Origin of the sequence: Pseudomonas sp. R5-89-07 (assembly GCF_003851685.1) — a bacterium.
Classification (GTDB): domain Bacteria; phylum Pseudomonadota; class Gammaproteobacteria; order Pseudomonadales; family Pseudomonadaceae; genus Aquipseudomonas.
In genome coordinates this window covers 4,772,055-4,787,977 of record NZ_CP027727.1, presented here as the reverse complement: position 1 = coordinate 4,787,977, position 15,923 = coordinate 4,772,055, and the positions used below count along the sequence as shown (strand labels likewise).

The 15,923-nt window shown below is 61.9% G+C and carries 15 protein-coding genes; 7 read left to right on the top strand and 8 right to left on the bottom strand.

Annotated features, from left to right (window positions below; genetic code table 11):
- Positions 1 to 160: 160 nt before the first annotated feature.
- The 6 genes from C4J94_RS21875 to gap form a co-directional block, all read right to left on the bottom strand.
- The gene (locus C4J94_RS21875) at positions 161 to 562 is read right to left on the bottom strand and encodes a YbaN family protein (protein ID WP_124388030.1); all 402 of its coding nucleotides are present in this window, start codon (positions 560 to 562) and stop codon (positions 161 to 163) included.
- A 162-nt stretch (positions 563 to 724) separates the two neighbouring features.
- Positions 725 to 1,333 (bottom strand): biliverdin-producing heme oxygenase, encoded by a 609-nt coding sequence (locus tag C4J94_RS21870; RefSeq protein ID WP_124388029.1) that lies wholly within the window; start codon positions 1,331 to 1,333, stop codon positions 725 to 727.
- A gap of 135 nt (positions 1,334 to 1,468) precedes the next feature.
- A complete protein-coding gene (locus C4J94_RS21865; RefSeq protein WP_124388028.1) occupies positions 1,469 to 4,033 on the bottom strand; it encodes a TonB-dependent receptor in 2,565 nt (854 codons plus the stop codon).
- Positions 4,034 to 4,149: 116 nt separating this feature from the next.
- The gene (locus C4J94_RS21860) at positions 4,150 to 5,118 is read right to left on the bottom strand and encodes a FecR domain-containing protein (protein WP_124388027.1); all 969 of its coding nucleotides are present in this window, start codon (positions 5,116 to 5,118) and stop codon (positions 4,150 to 4,152) included.
- A gap of 75 nt (positions 5,119 to 5,193) precedes the next feature.
- Positions 5,194 to 5,712, bottom strand: a complete 519-nt coding sequence (locus tag C4J94_RS21855) for an RNA polymerase sigma factor (RefSeq protein WP_124368204.1) — start codon at positions 5,710 to 5,712, stop codon at positions 5,194 to 5,196.
- Between the two features lie 139 nt (positions 5,713 to 5,851).
- On the bottom strand, positions 5,852 to 6,853 hold the full coding sequence (gap, locus tag C4J94_RS21850) for a type I glyceraldehyde-3-phosphate dehydrogenase (RefSeq protein WP_124388026.1): 1,002 nt from the start codon (positions 6,851 to 6,853) through the stop codon (positions 5,852 to 5,854).
- A gap of 221 nt (positions 6,854 to 7,074) precedes the next feature.
- Between gap and edd the strand changes: the two genes are divergently transcribed.
- The 4 genes from edd (at position 7,075) to C4J94_RS21830 (ending at position 12,189) form a co-directional block, all read left to right on the top strand.
- Positions 7,075 to 8,901: a phosphogluconate dehydratase gene (gene edd / locus C4J94_RS21845; protein ID WP_124388025.1), complete on the top strand. Its 1,827-nt coding sequence runs from the start codon at positions 7,075 to 7,077 to the stop codon at positions 8,899 to 8,901.
- Entirely contained in the window at positions 8,898 to 9,854 is a 957-nt protein-coding gene (locus C4J94_RS21840; RefSeq protein WP_124388024.1) for a glucokinase, read from the top strand. The genes edd and C4J94_RS21840 overlap by 4 nt, the downstream gene beginning before the upstream one ends.
- A gap of 141 nt (positions 9,855 to 9,995) precedes the next feature.
- Positions 9,996 to 10,730 (top strand): response regulator, encoded by a 735-nt coding sequence (locus C4J94_RS21835; protein WP_124388023.1) that lies wholly within the window; start codon positions 9,996 to 9,998, stop codon positions 10,728 to 10,730.
- Positions 10,720 to 12,189: an ATP-binding protein gene (locus tag C4J94_RS21830; RefSeq protein WP_124388022.1), complete on the top strand. Its 1,470-nt coding sequence runs from the start codon at positions 10,720 to 10,722 to the stop codon at positions 12,187 to 12,189. The genes C4J94_RS21835 and C4J94_RS21830 overlap by 11 nt, the downstream gene beginning before the upstream one ends.
- 123 nt (positions 12,190 to 12,312) lie before the next feature.
- Here the strand turns inward: C4J94_RS21830 and C4J94_RS21825 are convergent, their stop codons facing one another.
- A complete protein-coding gene (locus C4J94_RS21825; protein WP_124388021.1) occupies positions 12,313 to 13,242 on the bottom strand; it encodes an AraC family transcriptional regulator in 930 nt (309 codons plus the stop codon).
- 328 nt (positions 13,243 to 13,570) lie between these two features.
- Here C4J94_RS21825 and C4J94_RS21820 point away from each other — a divergent pair, with 328 nt between their 5' ends.
- Positions 13,571 to 13,912 carry an antibiotic biosynthesis monooxygenase family protein gene (locus C4J94_RS21820; RefSeq protein ID WP_124388020.1) on the top strand — a complete coding sequence of 114 codons (342 nt, stop codon included), beginning with the start codon at positions 13,571 to 13,573 and terminating at the stop codon, positions 13,910 to 13,912.
- A 43-nt stretch (positions 13,913 to 13,955) separates the two neighbouring features.
- Positions 13,956 to 14,201, top strand: coding sequence for a hypothetical protein (locus tag C4J94_RS21815; protein ID WP_124388019.1), 246 nt, complete (start codon positions 13,956 to 13,958; stop codon positions 14,199 to 14,201).
- Between the two features lie 106 nt (positions 14,202 to 14,307).
- Here the strand turns inward: C4J94_RS21815 and C4J94_RS21810 are convergent, their stop codons facing one another.
- Positions 14,308 to 14,940 (bottom strand): flavin reductase family protein, encoded by a 633-nt coding sequence (locus C4J94_RS21810; RefSeq protein ID WP_124388018.1) that lies wholly within the window; start codon positions 14,938 to 14,940, stop codon positions 14,308 to 14,310.
- A 196-nt stretch (positions 14,941 to 15,136) separates the two neighbouring features.
- Between C4J94_RS21810 and C4J94_RS21805 the strand changes: the two genes are divergently transcribed.
- Complete coding sequence (locus C4J94_RS21805; RefSeq protein ID WP_124388017.1) at positions 15,137 to 15,892, top strand: hypothetical protein; 756 nt, start codon at positions 15,137 to 15,139, stop codon at positions 15,890 to 15,892.
- The last annotated feature ends 31 nt before the right edge of the window (positions 15,893 to 15,923 follow it).

Here is a 15,923-nt window from a genome sequence, read left to right as displayed (position 1 = left end):
CGGATAGAGAGGGTGTCGAACATAGGTTCACTCACGAATGGACTTGTTGAGAAGCACGCAAAGTGCCAAGTCCATTCGGCGCCATGCCTGAAACATCGGCGTAACAAATTAATTCATGAGTATCAGGCGATGAGCGGTAGGAAAACCCCTACACACAGCGTTATCCGGGCTGTGCAAGCCGCTCGGGGCGCGACCAGATCCACAGGTTGCCCAGGCCCATGCCGACGATTGCCAGGTAGATCGGCCAGCCGTGATCGAGCATCACCAGCATCAGCACGGCGCACAGCAACATGCTCACGGTGGCGCTGACCTTGGCCCGGCGCGCGATGATCTTGCCATTGCGCCAGTTGAACAGGATGGGCCCGAACAGGCGGTGGTTTTCCAGCCAGGCGCTGAGGCGTGGCGAGCTTTTGGTGGCGGCCCAGGCGGCCAGCAGGATGAATTCGGTGGTGGGCAAACCCGGTATGACAATCGCCACCAGGCCGATCCCCAGGCTGACGTAGGCCAGCAGGCCATAGAGAAGCTGGGCGATTTTCGAGGTGGATTGGAGTTTGCGGGTCATGGTGTGTGCAATCAGGAGATGACAAAAAATCAGCTTGAAATAGGGACAAAGTGTGGGAGGGGGCCTGCCCCCGATGGCGGTGGTTCAGTTATGGATTCGTTGGCTGATACACCGCTATCGGGGGCAAGCCCCCTCCCACATTGGATTGCATTAAACCGGGGATCAGGCCAGTTCAGGGGCCGTAGCGTACGCCTGTTCCAGCAATACGGTGAAGCGTACGAACGCATCGATCGCGCCTTTATCCATGGCGGCTTCCTCTTCGGCGCTCAATTGCATTGCATCGAGGGTGCGGGTGAAGCGTTTCCAGCCTTCGGCACGCCCGCCCTCCGGCTCGCCCAGGTGACGGGCACCGAAGGTTTCGCTCAGGCCCAGGCCCACGGCACGTTTGATCAGAAAGGCCGCGCCCAGTTTGGAGCCTTCGGAAACGAACAGCCAGCCCAAGGCCTCGGCGCGGCCAGGGTTGTTCACGGCGCCGGCAACCGGTGCTGGCACGTCGGTGTCGAGGTCGCCCAGGTCGAGTCTGGCGGCGTCTGCGCGGCAGCGCTGGGCCAGGTCCGGGATGATCTGGTTCAGTTCGGTATCGTTGTACAGCGCCACCAACTCCGATTGGAACAGGTACTGCGCCACCACGAAGCGAGCGAAGTTGGCCTGGGTTTCAAATGGGGCGTGGGCTTTGACCAGCGCGTCGAGCCTGGTGTGTGGCTCGTGGGTGATCTGGTTCAGGCGCTGGGAGCGCAGGTTTGGACGTTCTGCGGTAGGAGAAGCGGTCATGAAAAAGTCCTTGAGAAGGGGTAGCGCCTGTTGGCTCTAAAGAGAGCGGTTATCAACTAGACGAACAGGAAGACGCGGCACAGTAAAAAATCCTCACCTCGCCGCAATCATCGCGGCGAGGTGAGGAGGGTGCCGTCAGATGTCCCAGATCACATTGATCGCGAAGTTGCGACCCGGCTGGGTCAGGCGATCAAGGTTGGCCGGGCCGGTCACCGCGGCTTCGCCGACGCTGTCGTAGCTGCGCACGTCATCCCAGTTCCAGTACTGCTTGTCGGTGAGGTTGTAGACGCCGCCGTTGATGGTCACGTCTTGGGTGACCTTGTAGTAGGCGCTCAGGTCGAGAATGCCGAACCCCGGCGTCTTGAATGGGCCGCTGGTATCGCCGTCCGGGGCGTGGAAGGTGCTGCTGTCGACGCGATTCTGTTTCTTCACCAGGGTCCAGCTCAGCAGGCCGCCGTAGCTGTCCTGGTCATAGCCCAGGCCGAACACACCCTTGAGCGGGTTGACGCTGTTGAGCGGCTCGCCGTTGTCATTGTTGCGGCCATGGGCGTAGGACACCGCACCCTGGGTATACAGGCCTTGCGGTGCGCCGAAGGCATCCAGGTTCAGGCGACCCTTGGCTTCGGCGCCCTTGATGGTGGCGCGCTTGATATTCACCGCCTGGAACTGTTCGACGGTGCCGCCGACCACCGCGTTGTCTTCGTCGATGAAGTCGCGGTATTTGTTGTAGAACACGGCGATTTCAAAGGAGCCCTCATCGAACTTGCCGCGAAGCCCGGTTTCGATGCCCTTGCTGGTTTCCGGCTTGAGGTCGGGGTTGGGCTCCACGGTGTAGCCCAGGTTGAGGTTTTCGAAGCGGCCGTATAGCGCCTTGGCGGACGGCGTGCGGAAACCTTCGGCGTATTGGCCGAACCAGGTGTATTGATCGGTCAAGGCGTAGGTCAGGCCGAACTTGGGCGTGACGCGGTGCCAGGTCTTGTCCTTGCCGTCGACGGTATAGGCACCGGTGGGGTTCACGGTGCTGAGGAATTCCTCGGTCAGCTTGGGCTTGAGTCGGGTGTAGTCATAGCGCACGGCGGGCAGGAAGGTCCATTTGTCCCAGGTGATCTGGTCCTGGGCGAACAGCGAATAGGTGTTGATGGTCGGGTCGGGGAAGTCGCTGGCTTTCTTCACGCTGTCGCCGGCCGATGGGCTGGGCGCGCCGATGGCGGTGCAGCCGCTGCCGACCGCCAGGCAGGTGGCGCTGCCTTCGCGCGAACCGGTGACTTTCTGCTGCTTGAGCGTGGTGCCGTAGGTGACCTGGTGATCGGTGTCACCGAGGCTGAAGGCCTTGTCCAGTTGCGCATCGAACACCCATTGTTTCTCTTCGTACAACGTGTCGCGGGTGCGCAATACGCGACGGCCCGACTGGTAGATTTCAGCCGTGGTCTGGTCGGTCTTGGCGATCTGGTAATTGAGGCTGGTCTTGATGCGGTCTGCGATGGGCGAGTCGAGGGCGAAGCTGTTTTCCAGGCCGAAACGCTCGCGGGTAATGGTGTCGTTGCCGCGACGGTCTCGGTAAAGGTTGAAACCGCGTCCACCCACGAACGGGCCGCCCACCGCGTTCTTCAGATTGACGTCGCGATCATCCTTGTACTTCTCGTAGGTAAGGCCCAGGCGGTTGTCGTCGCCGTAATTCCAGCCCAGTTTGGCCAGCACATTGGTGGTGCGTGCGTCTTCAGGGTTGGCGCCGGTGCGGGCCAGGCCGGTGGCGTTGTTGCCGTCGTAGGATTCGGTTTCGTGGCCGTTGCGCTGGCTCAGGTGCAGCAAGCCGTCGAAGTCCTGCACGCGGCCGGCGACGGTGGCGGAGGTCAGCCAGCTTTCGTCGGCGGAGCTGTAACCGGTCTTCAGGCGCGCGCCGACGTCCTGGCCGGGCTTGATGATGTCATCCGGGTCGAGGGTGAAGTAGCTCACCGCGCCGCCAATCGCACTGCTGCCGTACAGGGCCGAGGCCGGACCGCGCAGGATTTCCACGCGCTTGACGATTTCCGGGTCGACGTAGTTGCGCCGGGTCTTGGCGTAGGGGCCGTTGAAGAAGTTGTCCGGCACTTCCACGCCGTCGACCTGGGTCAGAATGCGATCGCCGTCGATACCGCGAATGTTATAGCCCGCGTTGCCCGAGCGCGTGCCGGCGCCGCCCACCGACACGCCCGGCTCGTAACGCACCAGTTCACGGGTGGTGTTGACGTTCTGGCGATCCAGCTCCTGGCGGTCGTGCACGCTGACCATGCTCGGTACGCTGTCCACATCCTGCTCGGTGCGGGTGGCGCTGATGGTCACTTGCTGCAGGTTCAGAGCGCTGCCGGCGGCACGTTTCTCCAGGACAATGTTGTTATTGCCCAGCTTGCGATAGCTCAGGTGGGTCCCCGCCAACAGCCGCTCCAGCGCCTTCTCCGGCGACAACGCACCGCGCACGCCAGGGGACGACACACCCTGGCCCAACTCGGCTGGCAGGCCGACTTGCCAGCCGGTCACGCCGGTAAAGGCGTTGAGTGCCGACACCAGTGGCTGCTGTTCGATGCTGAAATTGTAGTTGCCGTGGCTGCGCGGCGCCGGTTCGGCGGCAGTCGCGGCCATTGCTGGCGCACCGGCCATCAGTATGGCGGCGGTCAGCAGGGACAGGACGGGCGAACAAGACCGGCGGTTGAAACGAGAGGACATCGAGAGCGCTCCGGAGGTACGAATCTTATAGTTGCGAACCGATTCAAATAGGAATCAGTTGCATTGGCTATAACGAGACGTATCGCCGGTCAGCTTCGAGTAAAAATAATTCTCATTTAGTTCAGGATGACCAGCGCTGGGTATTCCGAGAGCTTGGCCGAGGTGATGTGGGCCAGGGAACGCACCACGTCCAGCGGCTGGTCAAGGCGATAGTTGCCGGTGACGGCGACGCTGGCGAGCTTGTCGTTGGTGTTGACGATCCAGCCCGGGTAATAGCGACGCAGCTCGGCCAGCACTTCGCTCATCGGGCAGTTCTCGAAGACCAGGCGGCCCTGGACCCAGGCCAGGTCTTTGCTGGCATCCAGCTTGGCCGGCTGGCCGAAGCCCTTGGGGCCGATGCGGATGCTCTGGCCGGCACTCAGGCGCACACGGGCGTCGTCGAAGGTATTGCTCAGGTCGACGTCACCGCGCTGCACTTGCACCTGGGCTTCGCCGTCGAGATAGCGCACGGCAAACGCGGTGTCCTGCACGCTGGCGCGCACCGGGCCGGCGTCGATTTCCAGCGGCAGGCCACGGGCGGGGGCGATGTCGAAAAACGCCTCGCCCTGGTAGAGGCGGGCGATGCGCTGATGGTCCTTGATGCTGCTGGAAAACGCCGAATTGGTGTTGAGCAGTACGTTGGAACCTTCGTCCAGTTGCAGGCGCTGGCGCTCGCCGACCACGGTGAGGTGGTCGGCCTGCAGGCGTACCGGCAGGTTGCTGAAGCTGAACAGGCCGAGCAGCAGCACGGCGGCGGTGGCCAGGGGTTTCCAGTGCGGTTTGACCCGGCGCCAGGCGCTCGGCTTGCGCGGCGCGGCCAGGGCCACGGCGGCGCTGTGCACCGGCGCGCCATCCCAGGCGGCCTGGGCCTTGTTGAAGGCGTGGGCATGCGCCGGGCTCTCGGCCAGCCAGGCCTGGAACGCGGCGTGCTGGCCGGGCTGCGGGCACTGCAAGGCGATCAGCCAATCGAGGGCTTGGTCCATGGCCGCGTCTTGCAGCACCTCATGAGCCAACTCGTGGGGGCGCAGTTTATTCGGGTCCGTCACGGTGTTCCTCGGGTCTTCGCCACGTTCTATTCATTTTTCCTACAGCCTGGATCGACGCCTCTGTCGGAGTGAAGCTTAAGGCTGATCCAATCGTTCGGCCACACCTACACAGATGGCCATGATCAACTTCAGTTCCTTTTGTACGGTGCTCAAGGAGACCTGCAACTGATCGGCAATCTCCTGGTAGCTGCAACCGTGCAGGCGGCTGAGGATAAAGATGCGTTGCTGGCGGGCGCTCAACTGGCCCAGGCTGACGCTCAAATGCTCGAGCAGTTGCTCGGCCTGGGTGGCGTCTTCAGGTGTGCTGATCGGGGCGGCGACACTTTGCAGGATATCCAGCGGTACATCTTCCTGCAGGGTGCGAGCCTGAATCCTGCGCGAACGCAAATGATCCAGCGCCAGGTTGCGCGCTGTCTGGTAGACGAAGGGTTCCAGGTGGTCGATCGGCCGCTCACTCAGGGCGCGAGTCACGCGCAGGTAGGTTTCCTGCAGCAGGTCCTCGGCGGTGCTGTGGTTATTCACCATGCGTTGCAGCGTGCGCAGCAGGATCACCCGTTGGGTGAGAAAGACGTGGTTGAAGCGAGATTGGCTCACAGTGATACCAGACCGATTTGCAGTTAATGATAATGCTTATCATCAGCCGAAATGGCAAGTGGCTATTTCTGCAGCCTTGCACCGCTCAAATGTGGGAGGGGCTTGCCCCCTCCCCACACAAGCCCCACTCCAAATGGCTTTACTCGGCGTTGCAGAGCGCCAGGCAGTTGTCGAGCATGCGGTTGGAGAAGCCCCACTCGTTGTCATACCAGGCCAGCACTTTAAGCAGCTTGCCGCTGACCTTGGTGTGGTTGGCATCGAAGATCGATGACAGCGGGTTATGGTTGAAGTCACTGGAAACCAGCGGCAGGGTGTTGTAGCCGAGGATTTTCGAGTGCTGGCTGGCGTGCTTCAACAGCGCGTTGACTTCATCGGCCGTGGCTTCTTTCTTCAGCTGTACGGTGAGGTCCACCAGCGACACGTTGATCACCGGCACGCGCACGGCCATGCCGGTCAGCTTGCCCGCGAGCTCCGGCAGCACCAGGCCGACAGCTTCAGCGGCGCCGGTCTTGCTCGGGATCATGTTCTGGGTGGCCGACCGTGCGCGGTACGGGTCGGTGTGGTAGACGTCAGTCAGGTTCTGGTCGTTGGTATAGGCGTGAATCGTGGTCATCAGGCCGCTTTCGATGCCCAGTTCGCGGTGCAGCACCTGGGCGACCGGCGCCAGGCAGTTGGTGGTGCACGATGCGTTGGAGATGATCTGGTGCGATTGACGCAGAATGTCATGGTTGACGCCGTAGACCACGGTCGCGTCCGCGCCCTTGGCCGGGGCGGAGATGATCACCTTGCGCGCGCCGGCGGTAATATGGGCGGCAGCCTTGTCACGGTCGGTGAACAGGCCGGTGCATTCGAACACCACGTCGATCTTGTGCGCGGCCCACGGCAGGTCGGCCGGGTTGCGAATGGCACTGACGGCGATCCGGTCGCCATTGACGGTCAGGCTTTCCTGATCGTGGGCGACCTCTGCTTCGAATGTGCCATGGACGGTGTCGTATTTGAGCAGGTGGGCATTGATTGAACTGTCGCCCAGATCGTTGATGGCGACGATCTGCAAATCCTGGCGGTAGCCTTGGGTATACAGTGCGCGCAGGACATTACGGCCGATGCGGCCAAAACCATTGATTGCGATACGTAGAGTCATTGGAAGGTGCCTATCGTCGATTTGTTGTAAGAATTACAAGATTATTCGCATAAAAATAGAAAACAAGCCTTTTTAGTGGCAATATTTTGTTCAATCTACAACGAGTGACCTGAATCAACTGGTCCGATGATCCAAACGACTCCCTGCCATCCCATGTGCGGCGGGCGTTTGATCAGCATAGACACTCAGGTCGCCACATCCGTTAGCCTGGAGTTCTATACATGCATCCCCGCGTTCTTGAGGTCACCGAACGGCTTATCGCCCGCAGCCGCGCCACCCGCGAGGCTTACCTTGCGCTCATTCGCGGCGCAGCCAGCGACGGTCCGATGCGCGGCAAGCTGCAGTGCGCCAACTTCGCCCACGGCGTGGCGGGTTGCGGCACCGAAGACAAAAACAGCCTGCGCATGATGAATGCCGCCAACGTGGCAATTGTTTCTTCGTATAACGACATGCTCTCGGCGCACCAGCCGTACGAACATTTCCCTGAACAAATCAAAAAAGCCCTGCGCGAAGTCGGTTCGGTCGGCCAGTTCGCCGGCGGCACGCCCGCCATGTGCGACGGCGTGACCCAGGGCGAGCCGGGCATGGAACTGAGCCTGCTCAGCCGCGAAGTCATCGCCATGTCCACGGCGGTAGCGCTGTCCCATAACATGTTCGACGCCGCGCTGATGCTGGGCATCTGCGACAAGATCGTCCCCGGCCTGATGATGGGCGCGCTGCGCTACGGCCACCTGCCGATGATCTTCGTGCCCGGCGGGCCGATGCCGTCGGGCATCTCCAACAAGCAGAAAGCCGACGTGCGCCAGCGCTATGCCGAAGGCAAGGCCACCCGCGAAGAGCTGCTGGAATCGGAGATGAAGTCCTACCACAGCCCCGGTACCTGCACCTTCTACGGCACCGCCAACACCAACCAGCTGTTGATGGAAGTGATGGGCCTGCACCTGCCGGGCGCTTCGTTCGTCAACCCGTACACGCCACTGCGCGATGCGCTGACCCGCGAGGCCGCGCACCAGGTCACGCGCCTGACCAAGGCCAACGGCAACTTCACGCCGATCGGCGAGATCGTCGACGAGAAGTCCATCGTCAATTCCATCGTCGCCCTCAACGCCACGGGCGGGTCCACCAACCACACCCTGCACATGCCGGCCATCGCCATGTCGGCCGGTATCATCCTGACCTGGCAGGACATGGCCGACCTCTCCGAGGTGGTCCCGACCCTGTCGCACGTGTATCCGAACGGCAAGGCTGACATCAATCATTTCCAGGCAGCGGGCGGCATGTCGTTCCTGATCCGCGAACTGCTCGAAGCCGGCCTGCTGCACGAAGACGTCAACACCGTGGCGGGCAAGGGCTTGAGCCGGTACACCCAGGAGCCGTTCCTGGTCGACGGCGAACTGATCTGGCGCGACGGCCCCATCGAAAGCCTCGACGAAACCATCCTGCGTCCCGTGGCCCGTGCGTTTTCGCCGGAAGGCGGCTTGCGGGTGATGGAAGGCAACCTCGGCCGTGGCGTGATGAAAGTCTCGGCCGTTGCGCCGGAGCACCAGGTGGTCGAAGCACCGGCCGTGGTGTTCCAGGACCAACAGGACCTGGCCGATGCGTTCAAGGCCGGCCAGTTGGAAAAAGACTTCGTCGCGGTGATGCGCTTCCAGGGCCCGCGCTCCAACGGCATGCCCGAATTGCACAAGATGACCCCGTTCCTTGGCGTGTTGCAGGACCGTGGTTTCAAAGTAGCGCTGGTGACAGACGGGCGTATGTCCGGCGCGTCGGGTAAGATCCCCGCCGCGATCCACGTCAATCCTGAAGCCCAGAGCGGCGGGCCGCTGGCGCGGGTTAAAGATGGCGATATCATTCGCGTCGATGGCGTCACCGGCACCCTGGAGCTTAAGGTGGACGCCGAAGAATTTGCCGCGCGCACGCCGGCCACGGGCCTGTTGGGCAATAACGTGGGCGCCGGTCGCGAGTTGTTTGCATTCATGCGCTTGGCCGCAAGCTCCGCAGAGCAGGGCGCCAGCGCCTTTACCTGTGCCTTGGAGACGCTTAAGTGAAGTTAGCGCTGGTCGGTGATATCGGGGGTACCAACGCCCGTTTTGCGTTGTGGCGGGATCAGGCACTGCATGCGATCCGCGTGCTGGCCACGGCGGATCACTCAAGCCCTGAGGAGGCCATCAAGGTCTATCTCAAGGAAGCAGGCCTGGCGCTGGGTGACATTGGCGCGGTATGCCTGTCGGTGGCCGGGCCGGTGAGCGGCGATGAGTTCAAGTTCACCAACAATCACTGGCGCTTGAGCAAGACGGCGTTCTGCCAAACATTGCAGGTGGACGAACTGCTGCTGGTCAACGATTTCTCGGCCATGGCCCTGGGCATGACCCGCTTGCAGCCCGATGAATTCCGCGTGGTCTGCGAAGGCACCCCGGAGCCGTTGCGACCGGCGGTGGTGATCGGCCCGGGCACCGGCCTGGGCGTCGGTACCCTGCTGGACTTCGGCGCAGGCCGTTGGGCCGCGTTGCCAGGGGAGGGCGGCCATGTCGACCTGCCCCTGAGCAGCCCGCGCGAAACCCAGTTGTGGCAACACATCTACAGCGAAATCGGCCACGTCAGCGCTGAAACCGCGTTGAGCGGCGGTGGGTTGCCGCGCCTGTACCGGGCGATTTGTGCGGTGGATGGGCACACACCGGTGCTGGACACGCCCGAGGCCATCACGGCGGCGGGCCTGGCGGGCGATCCGGTGGCGATGGAAGTCCTCGAGCAGTTCAGCATCTGGCTGGGCCGGGTGGCGGGCAACAATGTGCTGACCACGGGTGGGCGTGGCGGCGTGTATATCGTGGGTGGGGTGATACCGAGGTTTGCCGATTTCTTTATCAACAGCGGTTTTGCCAAAAGCTTTGCCGACAAAGGTTGCATGAGCGACTACTTCCAAGGCATTCCGGTATGGTTGGTGACGGCGCCGTATTCGGGGTTGACCGGGGCGGGGGTGGCGCTGGAGCAGGCCTTTGCTTAGGCTGTGATGGCCTTAGCGGGGGCAAGCCCCCTCCCACACTTTGAATTGTGAACGCTTTCAAATGTGGGAGGGGCGGTGCGACGATTCGACTTGCCCCCGATGAGGCCCTCAAGAGCACCCCATCACAACAAGGAGGACCCCGTGAGCGTAATCAGTAAATCGATTCTCCTCGTCGACGACGACCAGGAAATCCGCGAATTGCTGCAAACCTACCTCAGTCGCGCCGGCTTCCAGGTCCGTGGTGTGGCCGATGGCGCGGGGTTCCGCCAGGCGATGAGCGAGGCCCCGTGCGACCTGGTCATCCTCGATGTGATGTTGCCGGACGAAGACGGTTTCAGCCTCTGCCGCTGGGTCCGCCAGCACCCGCGCCAGGCGCAGGTGCCGATCATCATGCTTACTGCCAGTTCCGACGAAGCCGACCGCGTGATCGGCCTGGAACTGGGCGCCGATGATTACATCGGCAAGCCGTTCAGCCCCCGCGAGTTGCAGGCGCGGATCAAGGCGCTGCTGCGTCGCTGCCAGTTCGGCCAAGAGCGCAGCAGTGGCGGCGAGGTGTTGGTGTTCGATGAATGGCGCCTGGATATGATCAGCCATCGCCTGTTTCACGTGGATGGCGAAGAGGTGATCCTCTCCGGTGCCGACTTTGCCTTGCTCAAGCTGTTTCTCGACCACCCGCAACAGATCCTCGACCGCGACACCATCGGCAACGCCACCCGTGGCCGCGACCTGATGCCGTTGGACCGGATCGTCGACATGGCCGTCAGCCGCCTGCGCCAACGCCTGCGCGACACCGAAAAGCCCCCGCGGCTGATCCGCACCGTACGCGGCAGCGGCTATCAACTGGCAGCCAGCGTGGTTGCCGGCAATGCCCACTGAACACCTGAGCGAACGCCGCCGCCGTTTCCCCGTGCCACGCTCGCTGCTGGGGCGCATGTTGCTGTTGACCCTGCTTGCCGTGTTGTTCGCCCAGGCGCTGTCCAGCGTGATCTGGGTGTCGCAGCTGCGCGCCACCCAGCTGGAAGGCCTGGTGACCAGCGCCCGTAGCCTGGCGCATTCGATGACCGCCAGCGTGAGTTACTTCCGTTCGTTGCCGGTGGCCTATCGCCCGCTGGTGCTCGACCAGTTGCGCAGCATGGGCGGCACGCGGTTTGTGGTGACCCTCAATGATCGCCCGCTGGACATGCAGATCTTGCCCGAAACCCCGCGCAAGCAGGCGGTGCTGGTGGCGGTGGACGAAGTGCTGCGCCAGACCCTCGGCGCCGATGTGCATATCTCGGTGGAGTTCGTCAGCGCCGAAGACCTGCGCATCTTCAACGCTGGTCTCAAGCTTGATGAACTGCCGCGCTCCTGGGCGCACTACGCATTGACCCTGGAGCCGGTCAACCCGCCGGTGCTGGTCACCCAGATCCAGCTCGCGCCCGGTGAATGGCTGTACATTGCCTCGCTGCTGCCGGAGCCATACACCAGCCTCGAAGAGCAAGGCCTGCCTGCCCAACAGGTGTGGTTTATCGTGCTGACCAGCGGTTTTCTGTTGCTGTTTATCGGCCTGCTGGTGCATTGGCAAAGCCGGCCGCTCAAGCGCCTGGCGCGGGCGGCGCGGGACATGTCCCTGGGCGCCGATGTAGAGCCGGTGGCCGAAGGCGGCGGCAGCGAAGTGGTGGAAGTGGGGCGTGCGTTCAATGCCATGCGTGAGCGCATCAGCCGTTACCTGACCGAGCGCAGCCAGTTGTTCAGCGCGATCTCCCACGACTTGCGCACGCCCATCACGCGCCTGCGCCTGCGCGTGGAATTGCTTGAAGACGAGAACCTGCAAACCAAGTTCGGGCGTGACCTGGATGAGTTGGAATTGCTGGTCAAAGGCGCGCTGCAATGCGTGAAAGACACTGATATCCACGAGAACATCCAGCCGGTCGACCTCAATCACGTACTTGAATGCCTGGTCGAGCCGTACCTGGCGCCCAACGGCAATGGGCGCGTGACCCAGCATGGGCAGGCCTTGACCACCTATCCGGGCAAGCCGCTGGCGCTCAAACGCTGCATCGGCAACCTGATCGACAATGCGCTGAAATACGGACAGAACGCGCATTTGCACATCGAGGACGATGGCGCCGAGTTTATCCTGCACGTGGATGATGAAGGCCCCGGCGTGCCGGAACAGCGCCTGGAGCAGGTGTTCGAACCGCACTTTCGCCTGGCCGGGCAGCAGCAAGGGTACGGCCTTGGCTTGGGCATCGCCCGTAACATTGCCCACAGCCATGGCGGTGAAGTGAGTTTGCAGAATTTGCGCGAGGGTGGATTGCGGGTGACCCTGCAGCTGCCCCGCGGCCTCGACTGAACATACGCCGGACCAACTGTGGGAGGGGGCTTGCCCCCGATAGCAGTGTGTCAGTCAGCCAATGTGTAGCTGACACGCCGCCATCGGGGGCAAGCCCCCTCCCACATTTTGATTTTCATTGCATCAGATGCTTTGGCGTAACCGGGCCAGGTCGCGCAAAGGCGGTGCACCAAACAACCGGCTGTATTCCCGGCTGAACTGCGAGGGGCTTTCATAGCCCACTCGATACCCTGCTGCCGAAGCCTCCAACCCTTCGGCAATCATCAGCCGCCGGGCTTCCTGCAAGCGCAGTTGTTTCTGATATTGCAGCGGGCTCATGGCGGTGATCGCCTTGAAACGGTGGTGCAAAGTCGAGACGCTCAGGTTCACTTCCCGGGCCAGGTCATCGATGCGCAGCGGCTGTTCGTAGTTGCCGTTCAACCACTTGATCGCCTGGCTCACGCGATGGCTCTGGCTGTTGGCCACGGCGATTTCATACAAACGATAGCCTTGAGGCCCACGCAACAAGCGGTAGAGGATTTCGCGGTTGATCAGCGGCGCGAGCATCGCGATATCCTTGGGCGTATCCAGCAGGCGGGTCAGGCGCAGCACGGCGTCGAGCAGCTGATGGTCGATGCGGTCGACGTACATGCCACGGGCGGTCGGACGCGACGGCACGCCCATCGGCCCGGCTTCGGCAATCAGCGCGGTGAGCTGGGCCGGGTCGATGTTGATGCGCACCGACAGGTTGGGGTCTTGAGGGGTGGCGTCGATAATCCGCCCGGACACGGGCATGGCCACCGAGAACACCAGGTAGTTGAGCGGGTCGTAGGCAAAGATTTCGTCGGCCAGGCGCACTTCCTTGCTGCCACTGGCCAGGATGCACAGGGCCGGCTCCACCAGTACCGGCATGAAGTCGCGCGGTGTGTTGTGGCGGTTCAGGTACAGCGACGTGATCGCCGTGCCGTAGGAACCATCCTCCCAGGTATGACGGTGCACAATGCTGGCCAGTTCGGCACGCTGCTTTTCCATCTCGGCATCGAGGGGAATGGGCTTGAGGTCGGGCGACGACATGGGGCGTCCTCTACACGCGGGTTTGATGGGGCTCAGCTTAGCGGTGGGTTTTCAAATAGTGTTACGTCGATTCTGCACAATCCTTGCCTGATCCTGCGCCATGGCGTGGATCAGGCAAGCAAGAGGGCTGTCATCTCCCTGAAACATGGCGTTTGCGCCTGGAATAAATCGGCGGCTGGGACGTCCTGCCTACGCTTCTCGCAGGATTGTGCAATAAGCCTGCAGGAATTGACTAACCGGGCCCACACCGGCGCCGCTATCTTTGATCCTGTGGCAACACGCCCCCACAGTGCTTGCCGAGCATCACTTCTCAACGGGAGAGTCGAACATGTCCACCCCCATTCCCGCGAGCCATATGGCCTTTATCCGTGCCCGTACCGGGTGCAGCACCGAACTCGGTGCACGCTTGAGCAGTTTGATCGAACCGGGCCGACAGGCTCAGGGTTGCTTGCAGTTCTCGCTGCAGCATTCCCAGACCGACCCTGATATGTGGCTGATCTCGGGCTTCTGGAGCAGCGAACAGGCGATGAGCGCCTACTTCGATTCGCCGGCCCTGATGGTCTTTACCGAGTTGCTGAACGACATGGTCGTGCGCAGCATGGACTTCCAGACCTTCACCGATGCATCCGCCGTCAACGCCTACGACGAGTACCTGCAACTGGCCGGTTGAGAGGGTTAGAATGGCCGACTTTCCATTGGCCAGGACTTTCAACATGGCACGTAAACAATTTGCCCACCACGAAGCCGTTTCCGCCGTAGTGCCGGGAGAGGGTGGCTACAGCGCCGCCGTCGCCGTCAAGGCACTGGATGGCATGGGCGCTCCACGTTTTCACAAAATCCTGGAAGGGCAAACCTTCAAGACCGCTTCCGATGCCGACGATGCGGCGACTGCGCAGCTTGAGCAGTTGGTCGATGTAGATATGGAAGGCCAACTGACCTGGGCAACTGCAGCCAACTAATGTGGGAGGGGGCTTGCCCCCGATAGCAGTGTGTCAGTCAGCTTATGTGTAGCTGATACACCGCTATCGAGGGCAAGCCCCCTCCCACAGGTTGGCTGTATTTCAGTCAGGCTTTGGTGGCGCCTGGGCGGTACATCTTGAACAGCGCTTGCGGGCCCAGCTGGAAATAATCCGCCGGCCCGCCACCGCGCAGAATCGGCTCGGCGGCGGCGGTGTCGTAGACCCCATCCTTGAGCAGCCATTTGGCGATGTGCACCGCGACCACTTCGCCCAGTACCAGCCAGCTGGGTACCAACTGCTGGTCGGCGCGTTGCAGCTGGATGATCTGCGTGACCTTGCACTCGAACGACACCGGGCTCTCGCCCACCCGCGGTACGCCAACGATCTTCGATGCCACCGGCGTCAGGCCGGATAACTCGAATTCATTCACGTCGGGCGAGACGGCCGCGCAACTCTGGTTCATCTGCTCGGCCAGCGGGCGCGTCGCCAGGTTCCACACAAATTCGCCGGTCTGCTCGATATTGTTCAGGCTGTCTTTGCGCCCGACGCTGGAAAACCCAATGATCGGCGGAATGTAATTGAACGCGTTGAAGAAACTGTAGGGCGCCAGGTTCAGGCGGCCTTCGCTGTCGTGGGACGAGATCCAGCCGATGGGTCGCGGGCCGACGATGGCATTGAACGGGTCATGAGGCAGGCCGTGGCCTTTGGCGGGTTCGTAGAAATGGATATCGTCAGACATAAGCCGGGGGTTCCTGCTGCGGGGATCTGGGAGGCAGCCATAGTGCAATCCATGACGGTCAATTTCCATCGACAATATGGAATTTTCATTCCTCGCCCACCTATTTTTCACAGCTCCCCGTTCAGTCTGCGCGCCAGGTCGACACCCCCTTATAAGTTGGCCATTGAATGACTGAGCTTCGGAGCCTACTCGCACTATGAATAAACTTCCTCAGATCACCCTGGCGTTCTGGGTCATGAAAATCTGCGCAACCACCCTGGGCGAAACCGCCGGGGATTTGCTGTCGATGACGCTGAATGTCGGGTACGCCATCAGCTCGATGATCCTGATCAGCGTGTTCCTGGTCACTCTGGTGACGCAACTCTGGTCGAAAACCTACAACCCGGTGCTCTATTGGATCGTGATTCTGTCCACCAGTACGGCGGGCACCACGATGTCGGACTTCATGGACCGCACCCTCGGCCTGGGATACGCCACAGGGTCGATGATCCTGATCGTGATCTTGATGATCATCTTCGCGATGTGGCACCTCAGCGGTGATTCACTGAACGTGAACAAGGTGCAGACCTTCCGGGGTGAGTTGTTTTACTGGATGGCGATTCTGTTCTCCAACACCTTGGGCACGGCATTGGGCGATTTCCTGGCGGACGATTCTGGGCTCGGCTTTGCCGGTGGCGCCTTGTTGATCGGCTCGACCATCGCGGCGGTGGTGGCGCTCAAATACTTCACCCGAATCTCATCGGTGCTGTTGTTCTGGGTGGCGTTCGTGCTGACCCGGCCGTTTGGCGCGACCCTGGGCGACTTCCTGACCAAGCCCCATGAAAAGGGCGGGCTGGATTTCGGCACCATTGGTTCGTCGGCGGTGTTGGCGGCGGTGCTGGTGGTGATGATTGCCGGCGCGTCCTATGTGCAGCGTCGCTATGGGCGAAGGGAGGTTGCAGAGCTGTCCTGAAACCAATGTGGGAGGGGGCTTGCCCCCGATG